24 protein-coding genes are annotated in these 24,184 nt (G+C 42.3%); 11 read left to right on the top strand and 13 right to left on the bottom strand.

The window, feature by feature from the left end; translation table 11 throughout:
* The first annotated feature begins 535 nt into the window (after positions 1-535).
* Both ACZ5A8_RS10130 and ACZ5A8_RS10125 read left to right on the top strand, forming a co-directional pair.
* Positions 536-1,561 (top strand): hypothetical protein, encoded by a 1,026-nt coding sequence (locus ACZ5A8_RS10130; RefSeq protein WP_464533713.1) that lies wholly within the window; start codon positions 536-538, stop codon positions 1,559-1,561.
* A gap of 20 nt (positions 1,562-1,581) precedes the next feature.
* Positions 1,582-2,217 (top strand): hypothetical protein, encoded by a 636-nt coding sequence (locus tag ACZ5A8_RS10125; RefSeq protein ID WP_464533712.1) that lies wholly within the window; start codon positions 1,582-1,584, stop codon positions 2,215-2,217.
* A 23-nt stretch (positions 2,218-2,240) separates the two neighbouring features.
* Here ACZ5A8_RS10125 and ACZ5A8_RS10120 read toward each other — a convergent pair whose 3' ends face one another.
* On the bottom strand, positions 2,241-2,372 hold the full coding sequence (locus tag ACZ5A8_RS10120) for a hypothetical protein (protein ID WP_464533710.1): 132 nt from the start codon (positions 2,370-2,372) through the stop codon (positions 2,241-2,243).
* A 123-nt stretch (positions 2,373-2,495) separates the two neighbouring features.
* Here ACZ5A8_RS10120 and ACZ5A8_RS10115 point away from each other — a divergent pair, with 123 nt between their 5' ends.
* Positions 2,496-2,981 carry a metal-dependent transcriptional regulator gene (locus ACZ5A8_RS10115; RefSeq protein ID WP_464533708.1) on the top strand — a complete coding sequence of 162 codons (486 nt, stop codon included), beginning with the start codon at positions 2,496-2,498 and terminating at the stop codon, positions 2,979-2,981.
* Positions 2,982-2,989: 8 nt separating this feature from the next.
* Here the strand turns inward: ACZ5A8_RS10115 and ACZ5A8_RS10110 are convergent, their stop codons facing one another.
* The 7 genes from ACZ5A8_RS10110 to ACZ5A8_RS10080 all read right to left on the bottom strand — a co-directional run bounded on the left by ACZ5A8_RS10110 (position 2,990) and on the right by ACZ5A8_RS10080 (position 9,936).
* Positions 2,990-3,322 (bottom strand): hypothetical protein, encoded by a 333-nt coding sequence (locus ACZ5A8_RS10110; RefSeq protein WP_464533707.1) that lies wholly within the window; start codon positions 3,320-3,322, stop codon positions 2,990-2,992.
* Positions 3,307-4,479: a methyltransferase gene (locus ACZ5A8_RS10105; protein ID WP_464533705.1), complete on the bottom strand. Its 1,173-nt coding sequence runs from the start codon at positions 4,477-4,479 to the stop codon at positions 3,307-3,309. The genes ACZ5A8_RS10110 and ACZ5A8_RS10105 overlap by 16 nt, the downstream gene beginning before the upstream one ends.
* Positions 4,480-4,699: 220 nt before the next feature.
* The gene (locus ACZ5A8_RS10100) at positions 4,700-5,398 is read right to left on the bottom strand and encodes an ATP-binding cassette domain-containing protein (RefSeq protein WP_464533704.1); all 699 of its coding nucleotides are present in this window, start codon (positions 5,396-5,398) and stop codon (positions 4,700-4,702) included.
* Complete coding sequence (locus tag ACZ5A8_RS10095) at positions 5,395-6,420, bottom strand: ABC transporter ATP-binding protein (protein WP_464533703.1); 1,026 nt, start codon at positions 6,418-6,420, stop codon at positions 5,395-5,397. The genes ACZ5A8_RS10100 and ACZ5A8_RS10095 overlap by 4 nt, the downstream gene beginning before the upstream one ends.
* Complete coding sequence (gene nikC, locus ACZ5A8_RS10090; protein ID WP_464533701.1) at positions 6,417-7,316, bottom strand: nickel ABC transporter permease subunit NikC; 900 nt, start codon at positions 7,314-7,316, stop codon at positions 6,417-6,419. The genes ACZ5A8_RS10095 and nikC overlap by 4 nt, the downstream gene beginning before the upstream one ends.
* A complete protein-coding gene (nikB, locus tag ACZ5A8_RS10085; protein ID WP_464533699.1) occupies positions 7,300-8,241 on the bottom strand; it encodes a nickel ABC transporter permease in 942 nt (313 codons plus the stop codon). Before nikB ends, nikC begins: the two co-directional genes overlap by 17 nt.
* A gap of 123 nt (positions 8,242-8,364) precedes the next feature.
* Positions 8,365-9,936 carry an ABC transporter substrate-binding protein gene (locus ACZ5A8_RS10080; RefSeq protein ID WP_464533697.1) on the bottom strand — a complete coding sequence of 524 codons (1,572 nt, stop codon included), beginning with the start codon at positions 9,934-9,936 and terminating at the stop codon, positions 8,365-8,367.
* 599 nt (positions 9,937-10,535) lie between these two features.
* Between ACZ5A8_RS10080 and ACZ5A8_RS10075 the strand changes: the two genes are divergently transcribed.
* Positions 10,536-12,620, top strand: coding sequence for an MASE3 domain-containing protein (locus ACZ5A8_RS10075; RefSeq protein ID WP_464533696.1), 2,085 nt, complete (start codon positions 10,536-10,538; stop codon positions 12,618-12,620).
* A gap of 178 nt (positions 12,621-12,798) precedes the next feature.
* On the opposite strand, the gene ACZ5A8_RS10070 is transcribed toward ACZ5A8_RS10075, so the two are convergent.
* Together ACZ5A8_RS10070 and amrS are read right to left on the bottom strand one after the other, a co-directional pair.
* Positions 12,799-12,984 (bottom strand): hypothetical protein, encoded by a 186-nt coding sequence (locus tag ACZ5A8_RS10070; RefSeq protein ID WP_229391778.1) that lies wholly within the window; start codon positions 12,982-12,984, stop codon positions 12,799-12,801.
* Positions 12,985-13,117: 133 nt separating this feature from the next.
* Complete coding sequence (amrS, locus tag ACZ5A8_RS10065; RefSeq protein WP_464533695.1) at positions 13,118-14,173, bottom strand: AmmeMemoRadiSam system radical SAM enzyme; 1,056 nt, start codon at positions 14,171-14,173, stop codon at positions 13,118-13,120.
* Positions 14,174-14,358: 185 nt separating this feature from the next.
* Here amrS and ACZ5A8_RS10060 point away from each other — a divergent pair, with 185 nt between their 5' ends.
* The gene (locus ACZ5A8_RS10060; protein ID WP_464533693.1) at positions 14,359-14,721 is read left to right on the top strand and encodes an Mth938-like domain-containing protein; all 363 of its coding nucleotides are present in this window, start codon (positions 14,359-14,361) and stop codon (positions 14,719-14,721) included.
* A 79-nt stretch (positions 14,722-14,800) separates the two neighbouring features.
* Here the strand turns inward: ACZ5A8_RS10060 and ACZ5A8_RS10055 are convergent, their stop codons facing one another.
* From ACZ5A8_RS10055 to rsgA, 3 genes are all read right to left on the bottom strand, one after another.
* Entirely contained in the window at positions 14,801-15,910 is a 1,110-nt protein-coding gene (locus tag ACZ5A8_RS10055) for a DUF362 domain-containing protein (RefSeq protein WP_464533692.1), read from the bottom strand.
* A gap of 516 nt (positions 15,911-16,426) precedes the next feature.
* Complete coding sequence (locus ACZ5A8_RS10050) at positions 16,427-18,928, bottom strand: tetratricopeptide repeat protein (RefSeq protein ID WP_464533691.1); 2,502 nt, start codon at positions 18,926-18,928, stop codon at positions 16,427-16,429.
* Positions 18,929-19,074: 146 nt separating this feature from the next.
* Positions 19,075-20,184, bottom strand: a complete 1,110-nt coding sequence (gene rsgA, locus ACZ5A8_RS10045) for a ribosome small subunit-dependent GTPase A (protein WP_464533689.1) — start codon at positions 20,182-20,184, stop codon at positions 19,075-19,077.
* 328 nt (positions 20,185-20,512) lie between these two features.
* On the opposite strand from rsgA, the gene ACZ5A8_RS10040 reads away from it, so the two are divergent.
* The 6 genes from ACZ5A8_RS10040 to ACZ5A8_RS10015 all read left to right on the top strand — a co-directional run bounded on the left by ACZ5A8_RS10040 (position 20,513) and on the right by ACZ5A8_RS10015 (position 24,050).
* On the top strand, positions 20,513-21,682 hold the full coding sequence (locus ACZ5A8_RS10040; RefSeq protein ID WP_464533688.1) for an RNA-guided endonuclease TnpB family protein: 1,170 nt from the start codon (positions 20,513-20,515) through the stop codon (positions 21,680-21,682).
* 68 nt (positions 21,683-21,750) lie between these two features.
* Positions 21,751-21,921, top strand: a complete 171-nt coding sequence (locus ACZ5A8_RS10035; protein WP_464533687.1) for a hypothetical protein — start codon at positions 21,751-21,753, stop codon at positions 21,919-21,921.
* Positions 21,922-22,273: 352 nt separating this feature from the next.
* Positions 22,274-22,594, top strand: coding sequence for a hypothetical protein (locus ACZ5A8_RS10030; RefSeq protein WP_464533685.1), 321 nt, complete (start codon positions 22,274-22,276; stop codon positions 22,592-22,594).
* Positions 22,581-22,949: a DUF2283 domain-containing protein gene (locus tag ACZ5A8_RS10025; RefSeq protein WP_464533684.1), complete on the top strand. Its 369-nt coding sequence runs from the start codon at positions 22,581-22,583 to the stop codon at positions 22,947-22,949. Before ACZ5A8_RS10030 ends, ACZ5A8_RS10025 begins: the two co-directional genes overlap by 14 nt.
* A gap of 410 nt (positions 22,950-23,359) precedes the next feature.
* Positions 23,360-23,665, top strand: a complete 306-nt coding sequence (locus ACZ5A8_RS10020) for a VOC family protein (RefSeq protein ID WP_464533682.1) — start codon at positions 23,360-23,362, stop codon at positions 23,663-23,665.
* 181 nt (positions 23,666-23,846) lie between these two features.
* Positions 23,847-24,050, top strand: a complete 204-nt coding sequence (locus ACZ5A8_RS10015) for a VOC family protein (protein ID WP_464533681.1) — start codon at positions 23,847-23,849, stop codon at positions 24,048-24,050.
* The last annotated feature ends 134 nt before the right edge of the window (positions 24,051-24,184 follow it).

The raw sequence follows: 24,184 nt of genomic DNA, 5'->3' as shown, positions 1-24,184 counted from the left end.
CGCATTCAGGGAATTCGGGCATGTGACTTTTCTTTCGCCAAAATTGGTAAGTTGGATTGCTAAGTTTTTAATCCTGATTTCAGAAACGTCAAAGGAAACTGATGTGTTATTATAATGTATGCTGGAATCAGAGACTAAACCTTATTTTATGTTGATTCTAATTCTCTAAATAATTTAGTAATTGACATTAAAGTACATTTTCTCAGATAAGTTGAGAATTGCACATCGGGTTGAACTCCATATGGCACTATTTTTCGCATTTATATAACTTCTGTCCAGAGTATCAATCAATTTGTCACATAAAATATTACTGCTGAAAAACGCAATCATAAATTAAGCAACTATTTTGATAGTTTGATGATCTGGCTAAAAACTTTACGGTATATATAGAAGATGTTAGTAGTATTTATGGAGTTCAAACGAACCCTCCAGAGTAGATTTGAACCCCATTGTGCCCGGAGGCATGAGTTAGTGTTAGCTTTGCGATTATTTAAGGCTTGCCTGATTCTGCCTCCTGGGAGAGGTGAACTATATAATGTTACGAAATAGAAAAGTTGCCATAAATGTATTAATTACAGCAGTTTTGATCATGGACATACTGTTCATGCCAGTGGCATCTGCTTATGAAACTCCTACCTGGGATTCGACTTTGAAAAAGTCGGCATCTTATAATGGAATATACGCATATACAGCCGCTGACGTTGGTTATTTTGGTCCGGCAATATATAATCCTGCAAGAAATGCATATGAATATACTTTTCGTATAACGGGTTTAGGAGAAACACGCACTTCTAGCGGGGGATCTACAGCAGCATGTAGGATTCAAGGCGTTGAAATTAAGGAAGTAACAAATAAGGCAAACCAGGCAATATGGACCAGTACAGACCCACAATACATAGGCTCATGGCCCAGACCTGACGGTAACAGTGCTTATTATTCAAACGTTGCCTATACAATTTCCTCTCTTGCAATCAGTGCAATGAGCTCTTACGCAAATTATGCTATTTCAGCCGCAACCCTTGTTGCTTCTCTACGTAGCGGTTATGATGATGAAACCAATGGGGAGACTGTATGGCGCGAGTGGGAATATTCTCCAGATAAAACAGACGTTTCATACTTTTTCTGGTGGATTCATGATGTCAAGCCAGGTCAAACGATTACATTTTCTGTAGAAAATTGTTTATTTGGTCCATACTATGAAATGGCAGATGTTAAAAAGACATATTCTGTAACAGCCCCAAGTCGTGCTCCGAGCAAAATGACTGAGGCAGAAAAGGAAAAATACGGGATAGAAGTAATTCCTTTAAACGAGCTGGAGGCACGTTCTAGTGAGCTTAATCTTGCTCCTGAAATAGTTGAAGAACTGATTAAATACGGGGAACCCGTGTATGTTGCACACAACCTTACTGTAGAAGAAGTGATCTCAGAAGATGAACCTGCTTATAAAGAAGAATTAGTTTCCGAACTTGTGAACAGAACTGGTTACTCCAGAGAAGAGTTGCTTGGTCCTGTAAACCCGTTTGGTAATATTACAATTAAAAAGGAGGAATCTCTCTCCTGAAGAATAAAATCTGGATTGTTTTGATAGTTGCGATGTTCTTTGCAACTATTTCATTTTTATTTCATGACATAGCTAATGGCTCCGATAACTTTTCTGCAGATGATTGTGATGAAATAAACAGGTTAGACGTCGCAGAAACTCTGCGTAGAATATGCAGGAATGATAAAGATTTTCAAAACCTTACAAAAGGGAACTATACAGCTCTAGGTGCAATCTTCAATGAAACAGGGGAATCCGTAGTATGTATCCGGATTAACGGCTGGTATATTCACGAAGGAACTTCTGAGATGCAAAACGGTACACTAAAAACCATTGGACCGTCCTATTCCCTTGAAGATCTTTACAGGGAAACTGATTCACTTAACGGGTCCGTAGTATCCATTGATTCACGAATCACCGGTGGAGAATTCTATATGATAACTATTGACACGCCAAATAAAACAGTAACATCTATTGAAAAGGTGAACGAGTACGAGTTGCCTGAATGGTGTAGAGGTCCTATTATTGTTTCAGAATCTGAACCTACTGATAATACTGATAAAGAAAAATTGATTTCCGAACTTATGGAAAGAACTGGTTATTCGAGAGAAGAGTTATTTGGTCCTGTGAATCCATTTGGTAATAAAACAAACAAAAGTGAAGAAACTCTCTCTTGATATTTGTAATATTAAGTATGATTTCAGGAAAAATGCCATCTGTAAAGATTCTCAAATTTTAATCGATCTGCCAGATCCGGGATGTACCAGTCAGGCTTCCAATTAGGTATGGCTATTTTATAATAGTTCTCTTTTATTCCGATTTCAGCCTTCACTTTATTTCGGCTTTTCCCTTTTCGATTTTCAGTGATCACATAGCTATCCTTATATGTCTTTCCTGCATAATCGAATATAATAATCGAATAATATTCGGTATACAAAAAATGGGTTCGAGTTTTATGACAACGGAAAGAGATGAAGACTACCTGAAAATTATCGCCTCAATTGTAGAAGAAAAAGGATACGCCAAAGTTAAAGATGTGGCAAAAGAACTGGAACTCGGCCCTTCAACTGTAACAGGTATGTTCAAAAAACTTGATAAGGAAGGTTACATAAATTATGAAAAATATGGAGGAGTAACCCTTACCGAGAAAGGAACAGAAATCGCCAGAAGGACGAGGGAAAAATACAGCATGCTCAAAGATTTTCTCATGCATCTGGGAATTGATGAAAAGACGGCAGAAGAAGATGCATGCAAGATTGAGCACATCCTGAATCCAAAAACGGCACATGCATTAAGAAAATTCGTAGAATTTACGGATAAAGAAGATGAATCAAAAATCTGGATAGAGCATTTCAGGTATTTTGTCCAGACCGGTGAATATGTACAGTGCTCCCCCAAAAACAGGGATAAATGTCCTGTCCACGGCAAAGAAAATAATTGAGGCATTTTTCAGCCCTTATTTTTGACTCCAACAAAGCTTCTCCCCTTTATTTTTGATTTCAACAAAACTTCTTCTACTGACCTGCACATTTGAAGAACAAAGTCAGGTATAATGTAACTAAGTTTAATAAATATACTAAATATAATAAGTATGAGAAGTGCAACAGAGATTGGAACCGGTTTAGCTTCATGGGGAAGCACCTTCCATCGACAGATCCCGATCCACCGGAAAATGGTGTGCAGGAAATTCCTGCTAATTCCTGCCATTCCTGCTATATGATATCCTGGCCTGTGCAAGTTGAAGAGGCTTCCTTTTCCCGCAAGACTCAGGCTACTTTCCATGAAAACACTATCCTTGACCCGTCCTTCATGTCAAGGGCGCGGAAAACTTCAAGTCCGTAGTTGCCCAGCGTCTCTATATATTCGGTAAAGGGGACGCTGTTTTCGAAACTATATCCTGATCCTCCTTTTTTCACATCTTCAAAAGTCCAGAGGTTCCAGTCAAGGCTGAGAAAAGGGCTGGATTTCATTTTCTCATCAGGGACCTGCCTGGTTATGAAAACGCCTCCGGGATTCAGGGCTTCGGCAATTTTCGGGATCAGGGAAGGCACTTTTCCTCCGGGATTAAACGAAGAAAATATAACATCATAGTCGCTTCCGATTTCATCTTTAAAAAAGTCCCCTGGAATTATATCCACTCTTGAAGCTCCATATTTTTCTATGAAATATTTTGTCTTTTGCGTAACAGGCGGAAGGTCGAAAACAAAAGCCTGAAGGTTTTCATTCAATTTTGCAAAGGCGATTGAATAGAGCCCGTGTCCTCCTCCCAGGTCAAGCAATGTTTTTACATTTGTAAAATCCACATTTTCCAGGACGACCCTGACCGTTTCTTGAAGCAGACCACAGCGTGCGTTTTCAGCCATACAATGGACTACTTCTCCGAAAAAAGGCCCTTTCTCAACAATCTCAGGCCCATTCTTCATAATCTGTGGAAGGCGGGTCCAGAGTTCAACATTCCTGAGCCTTTCGGCAAGGTAATGCTGCTGAGAAAACGGGGAACTTTCCAGAAGATACGTTGCACTGAGTTCCGAGACAAGGTACACTGCTTCACCATCTTTTGCTCCATCATCAGGTTTTCTGTCCTTAGATTTATCTTCATCTTCGCCTTTGTCTTCGCCTTTTCTCTGAATCTGTATATTTTCCTCTCCCTCATGTGCCCCCTCTTCAAACCTGTCAAGAAAACCGAGACTATGGAGGGCCTCGCAAAAGTGGGGCATAAGCACAGGGTCGCATCCTAGCTTTTCAGCCAGAACTCCTGTTGATAGGGGGATTTTAAGGGCTTCAAACACTCCAAGCTCAAATGCCGCAGCAATGAGCCTGCACTCCCTAAGGCCCCGGACAGAGGAATCAATAAGCTTGAAAAATCGGTCGGCATCTATCTCAGGCTTTTGCATTAAGTCAACAGGTGTTTCAGTTTGATTTTGAGCTTTATTTTCCATACCATCTCTCCTATTTTCCGTATACTTTTCCTATTTACATATATTTTCTCTACTCATTATTTTTACATATCTTTTTGATCCGATGGGACCTCATTTACGGGTTATAATAACATAAAACAAAATAAAATAAAATAAAATAAAATAAAAGTAAACCAGATAAAATGAATTAAGTAAAAACAGGTAAATCGGATACGTGGTAACAAATTCTCTCACCGCACCACTACCTGAAACCGACAATTTTTCCTCCCTCCATAAAAGCGATTTCATCACTCATCCATTCCACGACCGGCATATCGTGGGAGATGAATAGAAAACTGATCCCGTACTCAGTTTGCAGTTTTTTGAGCAGGAAAAGGATCTGGGCCTGGACGAGCGGGTCGAGCATGGATGTGGGTTCATCCGCAACTATGAACTCCGGTTTCATGCCAAGCACTCTGGCTATTGCAACTCTCTGGAGCTGCCCTCCGCTCAATTCTCCAGGATAGCGAAAAAGCAGTTCTTCACTAAGGGAAACAGCCTCGATAAGCTCCTGTATCCGTCCCCGTTCCTTGTCTCTGTCACAGAGCCTGTGAAGCCTCAGGGGTTCGGCAATTGCATCATAGATTTTCATCCTCGGGTTAAGGCATGATTCCGGGTTCTGGAAAATAATCTGCATTCTTGTCCCCAGGCTTTTCAGGTCGCTGCCTTTGAAGCCTGAGATATCCTGTCCATCAAAAAAAACCCTCCCAGCAGTGGGTTCCAGCAGCCTCAAAACCGTTCTCCCAAGTGTGGATTTTCCGCAGCCGCTTTTTCCAACAAGTCCCAGGGTTTTTCCTCTCCCGATCTCAAAACTGATTCCGTCAACCGCCCTGTGGACCTCTTTTTTGAACAGCCCTGAATAATAGTACTTTTTCAGGTCCTCTACTTTTAACAGTGTCATATCCCCTCTCCCTCACACCTGCACCTGAAAGCAGCCTGAGCAGTAAGGAAAGGTTGTGCTGCAGTTTCCTTTTTCCTGCCCTTTTCAGAGAGTAAGCAGCGGGTAAGGCGCTCCCCCTCAGGTCCCTGAAGTGCCGGGTGGGCTACTGAGCAGGCCTCAACCCGGAAGCTGCAGCGCGGATGGTACCTGCAGCCGGAAGGAGGAGAAACAAGGCTCGGAGGCTGCCCTGAAACCATCCTGAGCCCTTTTCCGGGAAGCGAGTGCAGCAGGTCAAGGGTGTAAGGATGTTTGGGATTAGAAATGATCTCGACTGTCTTTCCGATTTCAACGATTTCTCCTGCGTACATGACTGCAATCCTGTCCGTGAACCTGCCGGCAAGTTCAAGATCGTGCGTGATCAGGAGCATGGAAGCATTTTCCTTGCGGACAAGCCCGGCAATCAGTTCCGCAATCTGCAGTTTCGTATCCTGGTCGAGCCCTTTTGTAGGTTCATCTGCAACCAGGAGCCCGGGCCTGAGGGCAAGCCCTATTGCGACCATTACTCTCTGCATCATCCCGCCGCTGAACTGGTGAGGGTAATCGCACACTCGGGAGGAGCTTATTCCCACAAGCTCAAGCATCTCTCCTGCTTTTTTTTCAGCTTCCTTTTTTCCCATGCCCTCGTGGTATCGGTAGATTTCTGCGATCTGCCTTCCTGCGGAAAGGACAGGGTTGAGGCAGGCTGAAGGGTTCTGGAGCATAATCCCTATTTCCTTTCCCCTGAAGAGCCTCATTTCCTTTTCAGTCAGGGTGAGGAGGTCCGTGTCCCTGTACACTATTTTTCCTTCAAGTTTTGCTTTACCCGAAAGCAGCCTCAAAATGGCTTTTCCGAGAGTAGTTTTTCCACAGCCTGTTTCTCCGATAAGCCCCAGAATTTCCCCTTCCTTTATCTCAAGGTAAATGCCCTCATTGGCTGTTACAGTACCTTTTGAGGTTTTGAAAGAGACTTTAAGATCTTCTATTGAGAGAATAGAATAACTCATCTTGCCAGCACCTCCTGATTCGCAGGCTGGCCAAAGCTGTCCCTCAAACCGTCTCCTGCAAAATTGAATGAAAAGACTGTGAATATGATCATCAGGCCAGGGAAAAATGTGAGTTGGGGAGCTGTGCGGAGGTACGGGATTCCGGCTTTGAGCATGGAGCCCCATTCAGGGTCAGGAGGCTGGATCCCGAGCCCGAGAAAACTCAGGGCTGCAGCAAAAATTATAACATGTGCAATCTCAAGGGTCCCGAGAACGATTACAGGCCCCATGCAGTTTGGAAGGATGTGTTTTCGCATAATGTAGAAACTTGAGGGCCGCAGAGCCCTGGCAGCCTCGACAAAAGCTCTCTTTCTGAGGGACAGCACCTGCCCGCGTACAAGCCTGGCATAAACAGGCCACTGAGTAAAGGCAAGGGCAAGGACAACGCTTGAAAAGCCCGGGCCCAGCAGCCCTGCAATCACAAGGGCAAGGATGATGTTCGGAAAAGCCATTACGATGTCCACTCCTCTCATTATCGCTTCATCCAGAAAGCCTCCCATGTACCCTGAAAGCAGTCCCAGAACTGTGCCTGCAATGGACGTTGCTGCAACTACAAGGAGTCCGATGCCCAGAGAAACGCGCGTACCGTAGACAACCCTTGAAAAAATGCAGCGCCCAAGCTCATCGGTTCCGAAAGGATACTCGGAAGACGGAGAAAGAAGCCTGCTGTCAAGCTTCTGAGCGAGGGGGTCGTGGGGTGCGATCTCAGGAGCAAACATTGCCAGAAAGCAGAGAACAGCGATAAGCAGGAGGCCTGAAATCGCAAGCCTGTTCTTCCTGAACTCCCCGAAAACTAACCTTTTTTCGGCCAGGTACGCCTTTTCGGTGAGCTTTATTTTTTCAATCATGTCTGTCATATCTTATCCTCGGGTCAAGCACTGCATACAGGATATCGACGGCAAGGCTGGAGAGGGAAAAAAGTACTGCAATAAAAAGGACGCATCCCTGGATCATGGAAAAATCCCGCGCAAAAATCGAGTCAACAAGGAGTTTTCCAATACCGGGCCAGGAAAAAATGGTTTCCACAATTACGGCTCCTCCGAGAAGGTAGCCAAACTGCATTCCTGCAAATGTGATAACCGGGAGCAGAGCGTTTTTCAGGGCGTGCCGGAAAAGAATGGTATGCTCGTCAAGTCCCCTGGCACGTGCAGCCACAATATATTCCTGACCCAACACTTCCAGAAGGCTTGCGCGGGTAAGCCTTGCAGTAACTGCAGCAAGTGAGGTTCCAAGGGTAAGGGCAGGAAGGACAAAGTGCTTGAGGCTTCCATAACCGAAACTGGGGAACATGTGGAGAGTAAGGGCAAAAAGCCAGATCAAGAGAAGCCCGAGCCAGAAGTTCGGAATAGAAACCCCTACCAGAGAAACAAACATGCAGCCTCTGTCAAGCAGGGAATTTTTCCTGAGTGCGCTCAGAATTCCAGCAGGCAGGGAGATCAGGAAGGAGACCAGCAGGCTTGCAATTGCAAGCTTTGCGGTTGCAGGCAGTTTCTGGAGGATTTCGGCAAGGACATCTTCCGAGGTCACAAGCGATTTTCCAAGGTCCAGCCGGAGCAGGTGCCCAACCCATATTAGGTACTGTATATGCACAGGAGCATCAAGCCCTTCTGCTTCCCTCAGGGTTCCGATCTGGCTGGCGCTCAGGTCTTCCCCGTACCTTGCAAGGGCGATAACTTCTGCAGGGTCCCCGGGAGCAAAATACATCGCAGAAAAAGCTATAAACGTAACTCCTGCGATTACGATAGAAACCATTGCCAGGCGTTTTGCTATGTACTTCCACATGGGTATCTTCCGAACTCTACATTTTTCCAATTTTACATTTTTCCAACTTCATTTTTTCCAACTTCATTTTTCCAACTTTATTTTTTCCGAATTTTTTACGCCTTTCTGAACTTTATTCTTCACTCACTTTCCATGATAGACCCCTGAAAGGTTCAGCCAGGGATCTTCAGAGCTTATGGTATAGCCTTTTACTGAAGAGCCGGTTGCAACAACCTTTTCTTCATGCACGAGATAAAAAGCCGGGACTTCTTCTATCATAAAGGACTGCAGGGAATGGTAGAGTTCTTCCTGTTCCTGTGTATCAACAGTCATATCTGCCGCGTTGACGAGCTGGTCATAGGTCTCATTATGATAATGCGAATACGGGCTTCCGGAATGGTGTACAAAGAAGTGCTTCGGGTAGGGGCCCCAGACGAAATAGCCACTTCTGAGTATCATACCAAAGTCCCCTGTGTTTTCGAGTTTGCTTATAGCTCCTTCATCAAGCACCTGGATCTCAACGTCCATTCCGACTTCCCTGAGGGTTCCCTGCACAACCTGAGCCATGGGGTTATGCCTGGCTGCCCAGACTCCTTTACTTACTATCAGGGTCACATGCAGGGGTGTTCCGCCTTTTTCCTTTATCCCGTCCCCGTCAGAGTCTTTCCATCCGGCTTCCTCAAGGAGAGCCCCCGCCTTTTCGAGGTCCTGCGTATATGTCTCAAGGTCAGGGTCTGAGTACATCATTACAGGGGAATAGGGCCTCCCGCCTGCCGGCTTCCCGATGCCTTCAAGCACTTCGTTTACGAGGGTCTCAGTATCGATTGCATAAGCAATACTCTGGCGTACTCTCGTGTCATTGAAGGGAGAGTTGTCGCAATTGAACTGCAGGAAGTCCGTAAAGGTCGTAAGTTTCCTGTGGACCTGAATGCCTTCTTCAGCTTCGAGCCTTTCGACATCGTATTCTGGAACCTTGATGACCATATCCACCTCTCCGGTCTCAAGGGCAATCACCCGCGTAGCCGCCTCCGGGATTACCTTGAAAGTAACCCTGTCAAGCAGAGATTTTTCTCCCCAGTAAACTTCGTTTCTTGTGAGCACGATTTCCTGGTCCTTTTTCTGGGTTTCAAACATGAACGGTCCGGTACCTACTGGTTTGACAAAATTCCCTTCCGCATCAAGACAGCCCGGACACATTACAGGCCAGGCTACATGGGTCAGGTAGAAAGGCAATGGCATGGGTTTTTCCAGGACGAATTTTACAGTGTGGGCATCAAGAGTTTCCACACTCTGAACCGGCTTTAAGACCGCCTGCCTGACATAGGACTGGTTGGAATAAGAGAAGACAACCGAATCCGCATCAAAGGGACTCCCGTCATGGAAAGTCACATTTTCACGCAGGTGAAATATCCAGGTTCTGCCGTCATCAGGGGTTTCCCAGGATTCCGCAAGCCCGGGGATAACGTTCAGGTCCGGATCCAGCCTCACAAGGGTCTCATAGACCTGGGACCAGACAAACCGTGCATCGCCCGCTGCAAACATGTTAAGATACCAGCTGCTGACATCCGTACCTATGCCCACAACAAGCTCCTGGGAACTTTCTACGGAACCTGCACCTTTTGCAGTCCTGTCTTTTTCTTCACCTATGCAGGCACTTGCTCCGATTACGGCAAACAGCATACAAATGATCAAAATGAATTTGAAACTCCGATTCATAAATAATCCTCAATTTTGGTGGGAGAAAATTTAACTAACGAACGTTTGATAGAATTTAGAACGATAGAATTACAGGCCGATGAAGTGATATTTAAGTTGAAATCGTTTGATAGAGTCGATGGGATGGTAGTTTAGGTGAAGATAGCTTGGGTAGGAGGCAGTTTAATAGAGAGGTTTTAACAATGCAGGATATCTGGGGCCTGTGATCAGCTCATTCTTTTTAATGGAGTTAATGCAGGAAACAAAACCGGAAAATTTCAAGCTTTTAAAGGACTCCAGATCTCCCGGTTAAGTTTGTTCAAGCTAAACCTGGTAGATCTTTTTTTTCAAAGCGATAATTCAAGATACATTTGCCCCTATCATTATTATTTTACTAAAATATTGTAATATTTAATAAGATAAAAGATTTTTCTTATAGCAATACAAGTAAACGCTGTTAACTGAATGTATTACTCTCAGGGTCATGTGTTGAAGTAAATTAAAAGTGAAATGAACTGCCAATAAAACAAAAATAAACTGAAAAACCTGAAAATGTTTGAAATTGACTGTTTATAAAATTCGAAAACACTTTTATACTACAGCAATAGATACGATTAAGGATGCGATGTAAGGAGATAAAATCTTACATAACCTTCAAGCCTTCCCTCATAAAACTGGGGCTGTTCCTGATTATATCAGGTATTCTCTATATGATCAGTCTTGAGAACTACCTGCTCTTTCGCATTATTGTAAGTCTTTTTAATGTTATAATTGCTTACATGGTTTTCATAATAGTATGGAAGTCAAAGACCTTTTCAGAGAATCGGTACCTTACATTCATCGGGACTGCGCTCTTTTTCATAGCTTGCCTTGGTTTTTTACGTGCTTTTGCATATGAGAAAATGGATGTGTTTCCCGGGTATGGCGCAAACCTTCCTGTGCAGCTGTGGATAGTCATAAGGTATCTGCTAAGTATCTCCTTTTTTGTGGCTCCATTACTTTTTATACGGGATTCAGGCAGTGAAAAAAGGAGTGTAAAACCTGTTGAAAACAGCCAGTTTGCTCAGAAAGTGTTCATTGTATATACTGCAATTACGGCCGTTCTCCTTCTCTCAATCTTCAAGTACAGAAATTTTCCGGACTGCTATATTGAGGGCTCCGGACTAACTTCTTTTAAAATCTTTAGCGAATATTTGATCTCTTTTTTATTCCTCGGGTCAGTGATTCTCCTGTATCGGAAAAAAGACAGATTTGATAAACATGTTTTTAGTATTCTTATAGCAGCTATAGTAGCGTTCATTTTAGCGGAACTTGCCCTTATTCACTACACAAACACAGAAGAATCTTTGAACTTTATCGGACAGATTTTTAATGCCCTTTCTTTCTACCTTATTTATATCGCAATCGTGGAAACAGGCTTTGTTGAGCCATGCAGCCTTCTATTCAGGGAACTTAAGTTCAGGGAAGAAGCCCTGAAGAGAGAGACTAATTTCCTGAAGGACGACCAGGGAAGGATTTACAGGATGCTTGGAGTGGAAAAACCCATACCTGAGAGTATAATGTCAACTGAAAAACTGCAGGGTAAAACAGAACAATACAAAACAGAACAATATAATACAGAACAATATAATACAGAACAATACAGCTCGTTCTTACAGGAAATGCAGGGGCTTATAGCGTTCAGACTTGACGAGAAGGGTACCCTGGTTTTTATGGACGGAGACGTGAGGGAGATCACAGGCTACAGTAAAGAAGACTTCATTTCCGGAAAAGTGAAATGGACTGAAATAGTTCTGCCCGAATATCGTTCATTAATTATCGAAAATCTGAGAAAGATGGAATTAGAACCCAATTCCTCTCCGGAGCTGGAATATCAGGTGAGGAAGAAGGATGGGAATATAAGATGGGTCAGGCAAATCATACATATTACTCCTGTAAAATCCGGAATCTCAGGAAAGTTCCAGGGCTTTGTCCGTGATATCACTCAACGTAAAAAGGCAGAAGAAGCTCTCGCCAGAACTGAGGAAGCCCGTATAAAAGAGATTCACCATAGAATTAAAAATAACCTGCAGGTTATCTCTTCATTGCTCAGCCTTCAGGCGGATAAACTCAATGATAGGGAAACTTTCCAGGCCTCAGAAGTCTTTGAAGCTTTCAGGGAAAACCAGAACCGTGTAGTCTCCATGGCTCTAATTCACGAAGAACTGTATCAGGGGAAGGATATGGAAACCCTGGAGTTTTCGGCTTACCTCCGGAAGCTCACTGCAGATCTTCTCAAGTCCTATAATATCGAAAATGAAAATATTAAGCTTAATCTCGAACTTGAACAGGTTTTTCTGGGAATGGATACTGCAGTTCCCCTGGGCATCATTGTAAACGAATTAATTTCAAATTCTCTGAAACATGCTTTTCCGGAAGGCACTGAGGGCGAAATCCGCATAAGTCTCTATGGGTTAGATGATAGTAGAACAGAAGGAAAAACAGCTAAACTTAAAAAAGGGAGTGATTTGCAATTTACACTGATTGTGGCAGATAACGGAAAGGGCCTTCCTGAAAATATCGATTTCAGGAATACAGATTCTCTTGGGCTTCAGCTTGTAAACATTCTCGTAGAACAGATTGAAGGCTCTATCGAACTTAAAAGAAATTCTGGAACGAAATATGGGACGGAATTTAAGATTACTTTCAGGAAACCAGAAAGATAAAGGCAGAAAGATACAGACAGGGCATTTAAATTGAAATTTTATATTGAGACTTTAAATGAATTTCTAAAACCAGTTTTTAACTGACTTTTAACCGGGTTTTGACTGAACATTTGGCAAAGAAGAAAAACAAAGCAAATAAGAAAAAACAAATTAAGAACGATAAATTAGAAAAAAAGTTTTAGAAGGCTGCATCAACATAATCAACCGGCCTTTTGAAAACAGCTGTAATCATGCCGTCTTCATCAATCTCATTTGAAAACTTGATCAGTTCCCAGCCTTCAACTCCAAGGTTGTTAAGGTCTTCTTTTGTCTTTGACCACTCGCTGAACCTTATCTCTTTAACATCGTATTCCCAGACGGTCACTTGTGTTCATCTCCAGTAAAGTTGGGTAATATTATCTTATATATTAACTGGGAATATCTGCTATATTTATCTTTTTAAAAAATATATTTGCCATTAAATCAACTAAACTTGATCTTATTATGACATCCTTAGTTCACCTTTCTTCTGCATCCGGAATATGGTTCCTGTTTCCGGCATATTCCCCTACGATAGGAATAGGTTCTTCGCATTTAGGGCAGGTCTTTTCAGGGCTTATGTTATACTCCTGGACTTCAAAAAATCCCCTTGCAATCAACAGGTTTCCGCACTCAGGACAGTAAGTGTTCTCATGGGGGTGTCCGGGTACATTGCCCACATAAACGAAACGCATTCCTTCATCAATTGCAATCGAGCGTGCCCTGTCGAGGGTCTTTATAGGGGTAGGAGGCAGGTCTTTCATTTCGTAGTGAGGGTGGAAGCGGTTGAAGTGAAGAGGAGTATCCCTCCCCAGGTTTTCGTAAACCCAGCGGGAAAGTTCCCGGAGCTCGTCCGAAGAGTCGTTGTGGGTGGGAACTATCAGGTTTACAACCTCTACATGAATTCCAAGCTGTTTTGCAAGCCGGGATGCCTCAAGCACGGGAGCCAGTTTTGACCCGCAGTTTTTCCGGTAGAACACCTCGGAAAAAGCCTTGATGTCCACACTGAAGGCATCCAGATAAGGGGCAATCTGCTTGAGGGCTTCAGGGGTGATGTATCCGTTAGTAACATAGCTTGTCCCAAGCCCTTCTTCTTTTGCAAGCTTTGCCCCGTCATAGGTATATTCATACCACATGGTGGGCTCATTGTAAGTCCAGGAAACGGACTGGCAGTCCGCCATTTTAGCCTGTCTGACGAGCTGAGAGGGACTGAGGGTTTCCGGAGAAATATCCTCCGGGGCTGCCCTGGAAAGTGTCCAGTTCTGGCAGTGGCTACACCTGAAGTTGCAGCCTATGGTTCCAACGGAATAGGCAAGGGATCCCGGGTAATAATGATACAGCGGCTTTATTTCTATATTCGCTACAGCTTCGCTTGCAACTGCACCGTAGACCAGGGAAAAGAGTGTGCCCTCACAGTTCTCCCGGACCCCGCAGATCCCTCTTTTTCCGGGATTGATTTTACAGCGGTGGGCACAGAGGTTACAGCGGACGTTGTTCTCGGCAAGCTTTTCATAAAACATGGCTTCGTGAATCATTATATGAAATCCCCTGTTCCGGACTGTGGGTTATGGAAATTAACGCAACAATTTGTTTCCTGTGCATTTGTTTCGTGCAGGGTAATAAGCCTGTGGTCTCATAAACAGTGTTGTCTGCAGGAAGAGAAGACTGCAGAGACCTTTTTTCATCCGGTGTAGATCTTTTTTGTTTGAAAGGGGAAAACATGAAGCCAAAAATTAATGCCACAAGTTTCGGTTCGGTTATAGTCAAAGGGAAACCCTTTAAGTACGATATCCTTATCCGGCTGGACGGGCAGGTCGAAAAGCGCAGGAAAAAGCTCTCGAAAGAAATCTACGGGACATCCCATAAAATCTCTCTTGCCGAAGCGGAGTACATCTATGAAGAAGGAACCAGAAAGGTAATCATCGGAACAGGTCAAATAGGGTTTGTAAAGCTTTCAAAAAAAGCCAGAAAATTCTTTAAAGAAAAAAATATCAAGACGAAACTCCTTCCAACCCCTGAAGCAATTAAGCTCTGGAACAAAAGCAAAGGAAAAACCATTGCGATGTTCCACATAACCTGCTGAGTTATTCTCCCCTCATAAAAGCACAAAAAATAAAAAATAATGTGAATGAGTTATCAAACAAACTTAAACATCATTTAACTCAAATCTCAATCAGCTCGTATTCCCTGCTCCCAAGTCCGATTTTTTCAGCATATTCAAGCTGGTGAGTGCCGTCTACTTTGGGCCAGGTCCCTTTGAACTTGTCAGCCCCAGCTTCGTGGTTACACTGTAGAGCAGAGCCTGTAATTCCTTTCTGCCTGTTCACAAGGTCATAGCTTGCCTGGTCCAGGGCCACAGGATCGGTTGATGCAAGGATCCCGATATCAGGCACAATTGGGGCGTCACTCCAGGGCACGCAGTCGCAGTCCGGTGTGATTTTAAGCAGGAAATTGATATAGCCTATCCTTCTCTCTTTTCCTTTTACCGCCCCGTATGCATATTCAGTCATATATTCAAGGAAGTTCGGGATATCGCGCTCCCAGTCTATATCAATAGCACCTGCCGGACAGACTTCCATACATTGCCCACAGCTTACACAGGCCTCAGTTTCAATCCTTGAAAGTTCACCTTCAAGAGCAGCTGCTCCGGCGGGACAAACTTCAACACATCTACCGCAGCCCACGCACTTTTCTTCATTCACCTGCGGGCTTGTTGGAAAATGCTGGTCCCTTTTCCCGGCAGCAGGCGCACAGCCCATTGCCAGGTTCTTGATAGCTCCCCCGAAGCCTGCAACAATGTGTCCCTTGAAGTGGGACATTACGATCATCGAGTCTGCAGCAACGATGTCGGATCCTATTTTCACGGAATTGAAATGCTTCTGCCTGATCTCGACCTCTGCAATGTTCTGGCTCCTGAGCCCGTCTGAAATAATAAGCGGAGCCCGGACAACAGAATAATCAAAACCATGCTCTATGGCTGTTGTCAGGTGGTCAACTGCATTATGCCGGCTCCCGGAATAAAGAGTATTTGTATCCGTGATAAATGGCTTTGCTCCGGATGCCCGGATTTTATCTACGATCTGCCTGACAAATACCGGGTTGATGTAGCCATCATTCCCGTATTCTCCGAAATGGATCTTGATTGCAGTCAGGTCTTCTGCCCCCAGCAGTTCGACAAATCCTGTCTCATCAAAAAGTTTCTGGATCTTGCTTATCTTACTCTCGTGGGGGTTTTTTGCCCTCAGGTCTGCAAAATAGACTTTACTTGCCATTCAAGTACCTCCATAAAACAAGTCTAATTAATTACTCTTACTCGTCCTATGTAGTCAAGAAAGTCTTTTTTGTTTTTAGGTGTTACGCTGTTCGGGAAGAAAGGAATAAGCTGCTTCATTCGGGAAGGTTCACGCAGCACGCTGAGACTGTATAAATATAATAAGTAAGGCTAAGATGACTGATAAATGACTGATAAATGACTGATAAATGACTGATAAATCTTGCCTGTGTTGAAAATAAACTTATTTTATTGCTTCCCAGTAAATTTCTTATACTTTTTTTGCGTCAACTGCCATTTTCTGGTATCTTTCCTTTTCTAGCCGCTTAATCCCGATGTCGGATTTTTTTGAATGGAATACGAGTTCGTCAGTTAACCTGTGATAGCTGACAAGCCGCTCTTCCGGAATAAGCCTGTCCTCTACCGCCTCTGCAGGACGGCACAGCCCGGCTCATTTCAGAGGTTGATTAAAAAATAGAATGGGGCAGTGAGTGCCCAGATTTCTATGGTTCCGAGGTCAGAGATATTCGAGCGAGGAATCCCATTCAGGGTCTTCTTCATCCAGTTTTGCGTCGATCTCTTCAGCTTTTTTAAGGTATTCTTTTGCAGTTTCGGAATCCCCCAGTTCTTCAAGGAGATTTGCGTAGTTGCTGAAAAGCAAGAAATTACTTTTCAGGAGATCAAGGTCTTCCGGGTCGGATTTTTTCAGGCTTTCGTTAAAGGCAAGGGCTTTTTCAAAGCACTCTTTTCCCTTTTCCGGCTGATCCGTGACCGAATATCCGATCCCGAGATTATTCAGGGCTCCAAGCATATGATGGAGATGCACGGGGTTTTCAGGGTCGTTTTCATACAGGATCTTTAGGCTTTTGTATGCATATTCGTATTCCTGGATTGTTTCCTCCAGTTTATCGGCATCCCTGTATATGTCCCCTATTTGTTCGGCAAAACTGGCAAGTATCTCCTGAAGCCTCAGGTTCATCGGGCGGGATTCATATAATTTTTCAATAGTTCTGAGGGCAAGTTCATAGTATTTTCTGGCAATGCTTGAGTCTTTCTTTTCGGACTCCAGTTTTTCAAGAAGGGATATTCCTAAAAAGAATGCTTTGCCTGATGTAAGGATTAAGAGCGCCGGGTCCTCAACTTGTTCGGCAATTATTTGTTCAAATCTTTCAAGAGCCTGCCTGTGGTAGGCACCGGCTTTTTCCTCGTTTCCAAGTTCGGAATGCAACATTGCAAGTTCAAAGTATGTAGTTTCCATATCCAGAGCATGATCATGATCCACATCGTGGTCATGGTCCGTATAATGGTCATGGCCCATATCGTGATCGTGATTCTGATCGTGGCTATGGTTCTGATCGTGGCTATGGTTTGTATCATGACAACTTTCCGGAGGCATCAGCTCAAGGAGCTGTTTCTGGACTTCCAGGACCCTTTCATACGCACGGATTGCTTTTTCGAATTCTCGATTATTTTTGAACAGCAGGCCCAGACTTGTCAGGGTTTCGAGGAGCCCCTCATGGAAAAATTCGCTCTCGGGATTGGATTTGAAGGCTTCTTGAAATACGGGGAGAGCCCTTTCGTGGTACTGCACTGCAGTTTCAGGCTCCTCTTCCGCATATAGCCTGCCGATCTGGTTCCAGGTATCAGCCTTGTTAGCTTCTAACATGAGTTTATCGTCTTCCGTGGGATGAAGGTTTTCGTAGATTTCGATCTCCTTCTCATAATAAGCCCTTGCCTTTTCAATTTCTTCCTCTTCAACAAAAAGGTCTCCAAGCTCCCGGTAGACATCGGAAAGCTTCAGAGAGTATTCAGGGTTTTCAGGTTCTTTTTGCAGCAGATTTTCATAAATCTGCAATGTGTCCTTATAGCAGATTTCTGCACTTTTGAATTCTCCTATCTCCGAAAACAGCTCTGCAAGTTCGTCTAAAGACCTGGCAAGGTTTTTATCGGTTCCAAGAATCTCCGGGTATTTGTCCATCAGTCCCCGGAAAGTGTCCCTAGCCTTCGTATAGTAGTCCCTGGCTTTTGCAGTCTCTTCCGTATCTGAAAATATTAAACCTGAGTCTTTGTACATATCCGCAAGGGCCATAGAAAAAGGAATGTTTTTGGAAACTGGCATGTTTTCAGAGATGTCAATATTTTCAGAAACAGGAATATTTTCAGGCTCTTCTTCTATCTCGCTTTCAAGCAGGCTCAATGCTTCTTTATAGCACTCCTCTGCTTTTACAAGGTTTTCCTGGTCCGAATACATATCTGCGAGGTAGCGGTATGCGTAGCTCAGGTAAACTTTGGTTTCGGAGCTTTCAGGGTCTTTATCAAGGACTTTCCCGTAAATTTCGATTGCCCGGTTATAAATGTGCTTTGCCTCTTCTAAACATCCCTTTTCTTCGCATATCCTTCCAAAATTCATGAGCGAATCATCAAGGCTGCCGAGATGCTCGGACACTTCAGTTTCACCTTTGAGCAATTTCTCAATGATATCAAATCTTTTATAAAAAAGTGGGGATGCTTCTTCGATTAATTCTCCGGCTTCAAAGCAGAGCCCTATGTATTCGATCGTTTCCAGGAACTCTTCCAGGTACTCCTTATTTTCGGGATCCGATTCCAATAATTTCTCAAACCCCAGGACCGCTTTTTCAAAAATCTCTTCCATCGGATAGATGTATTCTTTTGCTTTATCAGGATCTTCGAGCTTCGAAAGGATGTCTCCAATGCTTCCGATCGTGTCTCCTATAAAGGACTGGTACTCTTCCTTTTTCGGTTCTTTTGAAAAAAGCTCCCAGCTAATTTCCAGCGCCTTTCCGAAAAGTGTGAGCGATTCTTCGAGTTCGTCAATTCTGTATTTTGCAAAACCTTTAAAAAACAGGAGATGGTATGAAATCTCAGGATCCTTCACTTCTTCTTCAATCTTTTCAACCTTATCAAGGCTTTCAAAGGCCTTTTTATACCGTTCTTTATCGATTTCGTCGGCTGCTTTCTTCAATAGGCGAAGAGCAGAATCTCGTAGCTTCCTTGACATAGAAATAGCATAGGTTTTTTCATATAATAATTGTAGGTCATGGAAGGCTCAATGTAAACTATCCCTCTCTGCTTTCTATCCTGCTTCCCATGAATTCAAAAATGATTGAGTCCTGATGATTCTTGCCTTCTCTAATACAATTCATCTTACGGCTTACCCGTAAATTTCTTATATTTTTTAATAGTAACTGCAATTTGCTTGTGCTTTTCCTTTTCAAGCCGTTTCAGCCCGATTTCGGATTTTTTTGACTGAAATATGAGTTCTTCGGTCAACCTGTGATAGCTGTCCAGCCGCTCCTCAGGAATAAGCCCGTCCTTTACTGCCTGCAGGACAGCACAGCCCGGCTCATCATGGTGAGTGCAATCTTTAAACCGGCAGTTACAGGCTGCATCAATAATCTCGGAAAAAGCTTTTTCAAGGCCTTCGGCAGAGTCTCCGAGCTGGATTTCCCTGATACCGGGGTTGTCTATAAGAACCGCTCCATTTGGAAGAGGGAACATTTGACGGACTGTAGTTGTATGCCTCCCTTTTTCATCGTCTTCTCTGATACCCGCAGTTTTCTGGACGGTTTCACCAAGAAGAGAGTTAATAAGCGTGGATTTACCGACACCTGAAGAACCTATGAGTGCAACTGTTTCACCGGGGTTAAGGTAAGGGCTGAGTGAATCAAGCCCGGTTTTTGAAAGGGCGCTAAGAGGAACGACAGGTACATTCCCTGCAATAGACTGGATTTTTTCTACCAGCAGGGTAGGGTCATCTTCAAGGTCGATTTTGTTAAGTAAAATAACCGGATTTGCCCCGGAAGAGTAGACAACTGTAAGATATCTTTCAAGCCTTCGCAGGTTGAGGTCTTTTCCCGCTGCAGTTACAATAAAAATGGTATCAAGATTTGCAGCAATGATTTGCTCTCCGCCTCCATCCCCTACTGCACCTCTTGAAAGGCAGGTTCTTCTGGGCAGGATATTCACAATCATGCGTGAGCCCAGTTCCGGTTGGTCGAGCAAAACGACAAAATCCCCTACAACCGGTTGCTTCCCAACTCTCTGGAGTGCACCGGAAATCCCTGCCTGTACAATAGCCCCCGGAATGAGAACCTCGCAGACTGTTTTATGCCTTGATGAGACTCTCCCTGCAATATAGGAGCCCTGATAGACTGAAAATGCCGATTCAAGCTCTTCGTCCCAACCTGGAATATTATCAGTGTGACCGTGACCTGAAATGCGACCTGAACTTTCCGTTTCGCGATGGTTATTCATTAAATGGAAGTATCCGCTTAAATGGATAAATCTTTTGATATTTTATCCGTTATCACATAATTGCATCTGAAAATTTCTTACTTTACCAGATGCAGAAATTCCTTCTGAGGATAAGCATCTTCATTTCACCAGTAGATAAACATCTTCACCCCAAAATTTACTCCTCTGTTTCAAACTCTTTTTATCTCGTAAGGCGAGAAGACCCCCTCCTCAGGAGATCCGGTTTACCGGATCGAACAGGTGGGGGATGGAAGCCGTCAACTTCCCTACATCCTGCCGATAGCAAATCTGTTAATCTTAACATAGTTTCAAAACATATATAATGCTAATGAAACGAGGAAACAGATACAGGATTTACCCTAACAAAGAACAAAAAGTTCTTATGGAAAAACACTTCGGTAGTACTCGTTTCGTCTATAACAAACTTCTAAATATTAAATCTACATTATATAGAAATTGTAGAATAAGTATTTCTGAATTTGATCTTAATAATCACTTGTTAGTTCTAAAAGAAATATATCCCTGGCTAAAAGAGATTAACGCCGGGGCACTTCAGCAAGCAGGCCGAAATCTTAATAAAGCTTTCACAAACTTTTTCAATTTCGGATTCGGTTATCCTCAAAGAAAAAGCAAAAAGGATCATCATTTTTCTTTCCAGCTTCCACAACATTATGATCTTAATGTAGAAAAGTTAGAAATTAAGTTGCCTAAATTCGGTTGGATAAAAGTTAAGATGCACAGAGACATTTTTCAAGGAAAGATGAAAACATTAACAGTATCGAGAACTCCTACTGGAAAATACTATATAAGCGTCTTAACGGATGATGGAATAGAACTACCGGAACCCGAACCTTTTTCTCATGCTACTCTCATCGGAGTAGACGTAGGACTCAAAACATTTGCTGCACTATCAACAGGAGAGAAAATTGATAATCCTAAATTCCTGAAGAATTCTCTTGAAAGGCTGAAGTGTTTGCAGAGGAGAGTTTCGGGAAAAGTAATCGGCTCTAAAAACAGAAGAAAGGCAGTACATAAGCTTGCAAAACTGCACGAACTAATCTCAACTCAAAGACATGACTTCCAACACAATTTTTCAAAAAAGCTCATAAGCGATAACCAAGCAATAGCTATTGAGACATTGAATATCAAGGGAATAATGAAAAACCACAATCGTGCTCAATCAACCGTAGATGCAGGTTGGTATAGTTTTGTCCTGAAATTACAGTATAAAGCAGAATGGTTAGGAAAAACTATATTGAAGATAGGACAATGGGAACCTTCATCAAAGACCTGTAATGTTTGTGGATACAAATATCAAGATCTAACTGAAGAAATAAGAGAGTGGCAGTGTCCCGATTGCGGAACTAACCACGATAGAGACATTAATGCCGCTATTAACATCAAAAAATTTGCACTCTTGGGACAAGAGGTAGAGCCTGTGGACTCGCAGAGGTTGCTCTGGAGAATGAAGCAGGAAGCACCTCCCTCAAAAGCTTGAGCCATTAGGCCAGAGCTTTAGGGAGGGGTAGTTCACAGAAATACAGAGAAGTATGGGAAAGAGTAAGAATGAATGGGAAAGATAAAGATAACGGAAAAGAAGATGCAATGGGCTCTGGACTTGCACTTGGCATGTCATTAGGTTTGATAATTGGCATTTTGATGAACAATATAGCTCTGGGAGCTGCTTTTGGACCTGTTCTTGGAATGGCTTTGGGAGCAGTTTTTGAGAAAAAATGAAGGTGAGTGTACGTGAAAAACAAATAGTTACGTACTTTCATGCCAGATGAATAAGATGAATATTGGAAACTCAGCTATTTGTACAGGGATGAGTCTTTTCAAAAATGAAAAATTTTGTTAGCATGTGGCTTTGCACCTAAACTTTGTTTTGCATCTAAGTTTTGAGATTATACCTAAAGTCAGAGTTTGAGGAAAGAGAGTAATAGGAATTGAAATTATAATTATATGTAAATTAATAGTTTTTAATGTAAGGTTTAAGCTAAATCAATTTTTTTACTAAAGTAAAAACGAAAATTTTTTAATTACATAAACTGAGTTTCCAGGGTTAAACAGGAAATTCAGAGGGCGATTTTTGAACATTATTGATATTGTAATGTCTTGTGCAAAAAATAATAATTTAATTTTCACTTTACATTATATTGAAATGGTGGAATTACGCAAAAACCGTATAGTTCCAGATAACGATGGAATCCGCACTCTGATGTCAACTCAAGTCCCTGTGCATGTGGAAGAACAAACGAAAGATAAATTTAAACTCTTTTACAGCATAGATGACAAATATGATTTGATCATAGTAGTATCTCGTAAAAGTCTTAATCCAGATAAGATTTCTATAATAACTGTTCACCAGCAAGAAGCAAAAAGGAGACGGGGTAATAATGCCAGAAGTTAAAAAAAATATTAATCTATGGAGATATGATTTCGAAACGGATACTTTCTTTTTCCGTGATAAAAGTCTACAATATCATTCTTCGATAGATATGGGGGATTTGATACTAGATCTGGGGGAAGATGGAACTCCTATAGGCATAGAATTACTCGAGGCCTCTAAAAACTTTAATGTTTCAAAAATTGTAATGAAAGGAATTGAAGGTTTTAATTCCACTATCGACGTTTCAGAAACCGAGATAAAAGTAACTATAAAAGCATTTGTTAAACTCAGGAACACTAAAGTTGAAAAAGTAAGTGTTTCTTATGGAGTTAATGATGTAAATCTACAAGCTGGACAAACAGCTATGATTAGTTAAAAAATAGAATCCCTGGTCTCCATTTTTGCTTTCTTATTAATCATTGTGCGATTCTTTTTAATAAAAAAATTTCACTCATTTTTGCCTTCTCTCTCGCATTCTGGGTCAAAATGAGTCGTTTGTTTTCTCCCTTTGACTCAATTCCACATGCTCCTGCTGGAGTTCTACCCTCCAGCTCTTTGTGTGGTAAATCTACATTTCCTGGAGGATTTTGCTGTATCTTTTATCTTTAATCCTCTTACGGTCTTTTTATTATCTCTGATTTACCGCTAATACATTCCGTTTTGTTGTTATTAGCTGTACTCTCATGACCTGTTATATTTCATATCTATATATGCACAGTTTTATACTGTAAAACCTATGTATGAGTTGATCCCAAAACTCAAAAAACTACTTCTTTGAATCTTGTTTTGAAAGGGACAATCGAGCTACTAATCAGGAAAATAGTTATGTGCGCCTCCCAGTATGGGAGTAAAAATAGCTTTTGGGATAGGCTCGTTAATAAAAAATTACCAAATTCAACATTAATAAATAATGATAAACAGTATTCATATGGTGATAATATGAAAGTTAAATACGCTACCATCATAGTTGAGGATATGGATGAATCAATTAAATTTTACACAGAAGTTATGGGACTTGAAATAGATAGCCAACACAATCCCCAACCTGGAGCAACAATTACATTATGGCTCTTCGCTGTTTCGAGTGGGTAACTTACATTCGTTTCCTAAATGTTGAAGTAGCAGATCTAAAATTTAGAAATATTTGTTGTTGAAAATCACATTCAAGCTTGATGTTTCTCTTTTTAGCCTGGCTACTTTCTAACTAAGCAATAATCTTCAACCCACACAAAACAGCGAAGAGCCTACATTATTGAAAGGGGAAGGGAATGCTATGATAGAGCTCATAAAAAATACAGAAAATGAAACTGGCCTGTTTTCGGTGGGAATGGATGTTGAAGACATAAACGCCACAGTGAAAGAACTCAAATCTAAAGGTGCCAAAATCACCATGGAACCCATACCAATAACAGTTGGGACCCTTGCCTTCTTAGAAGACCCAAATGGAGTCAAAATAGCGCTAATTCAACACCACTAATCCTTTTTTTAACTCATTGCGGTTCTTATTTGCTTCTGTGATTTATAACCATCTAAAAAAATTTGAGAATAAAATTGGTTTTAAGATAAACTCATTAAGTGAATTGAAAATGTATATTCTCTATTTCATTTGCG

The organism is Methanosarcina subterranea (genome assembly GCF_055385895.1).
Note: the sequence above shows the minus strand (reverse complement) of the source record. Positions and strands in the feature narration are given on the sequence as shown.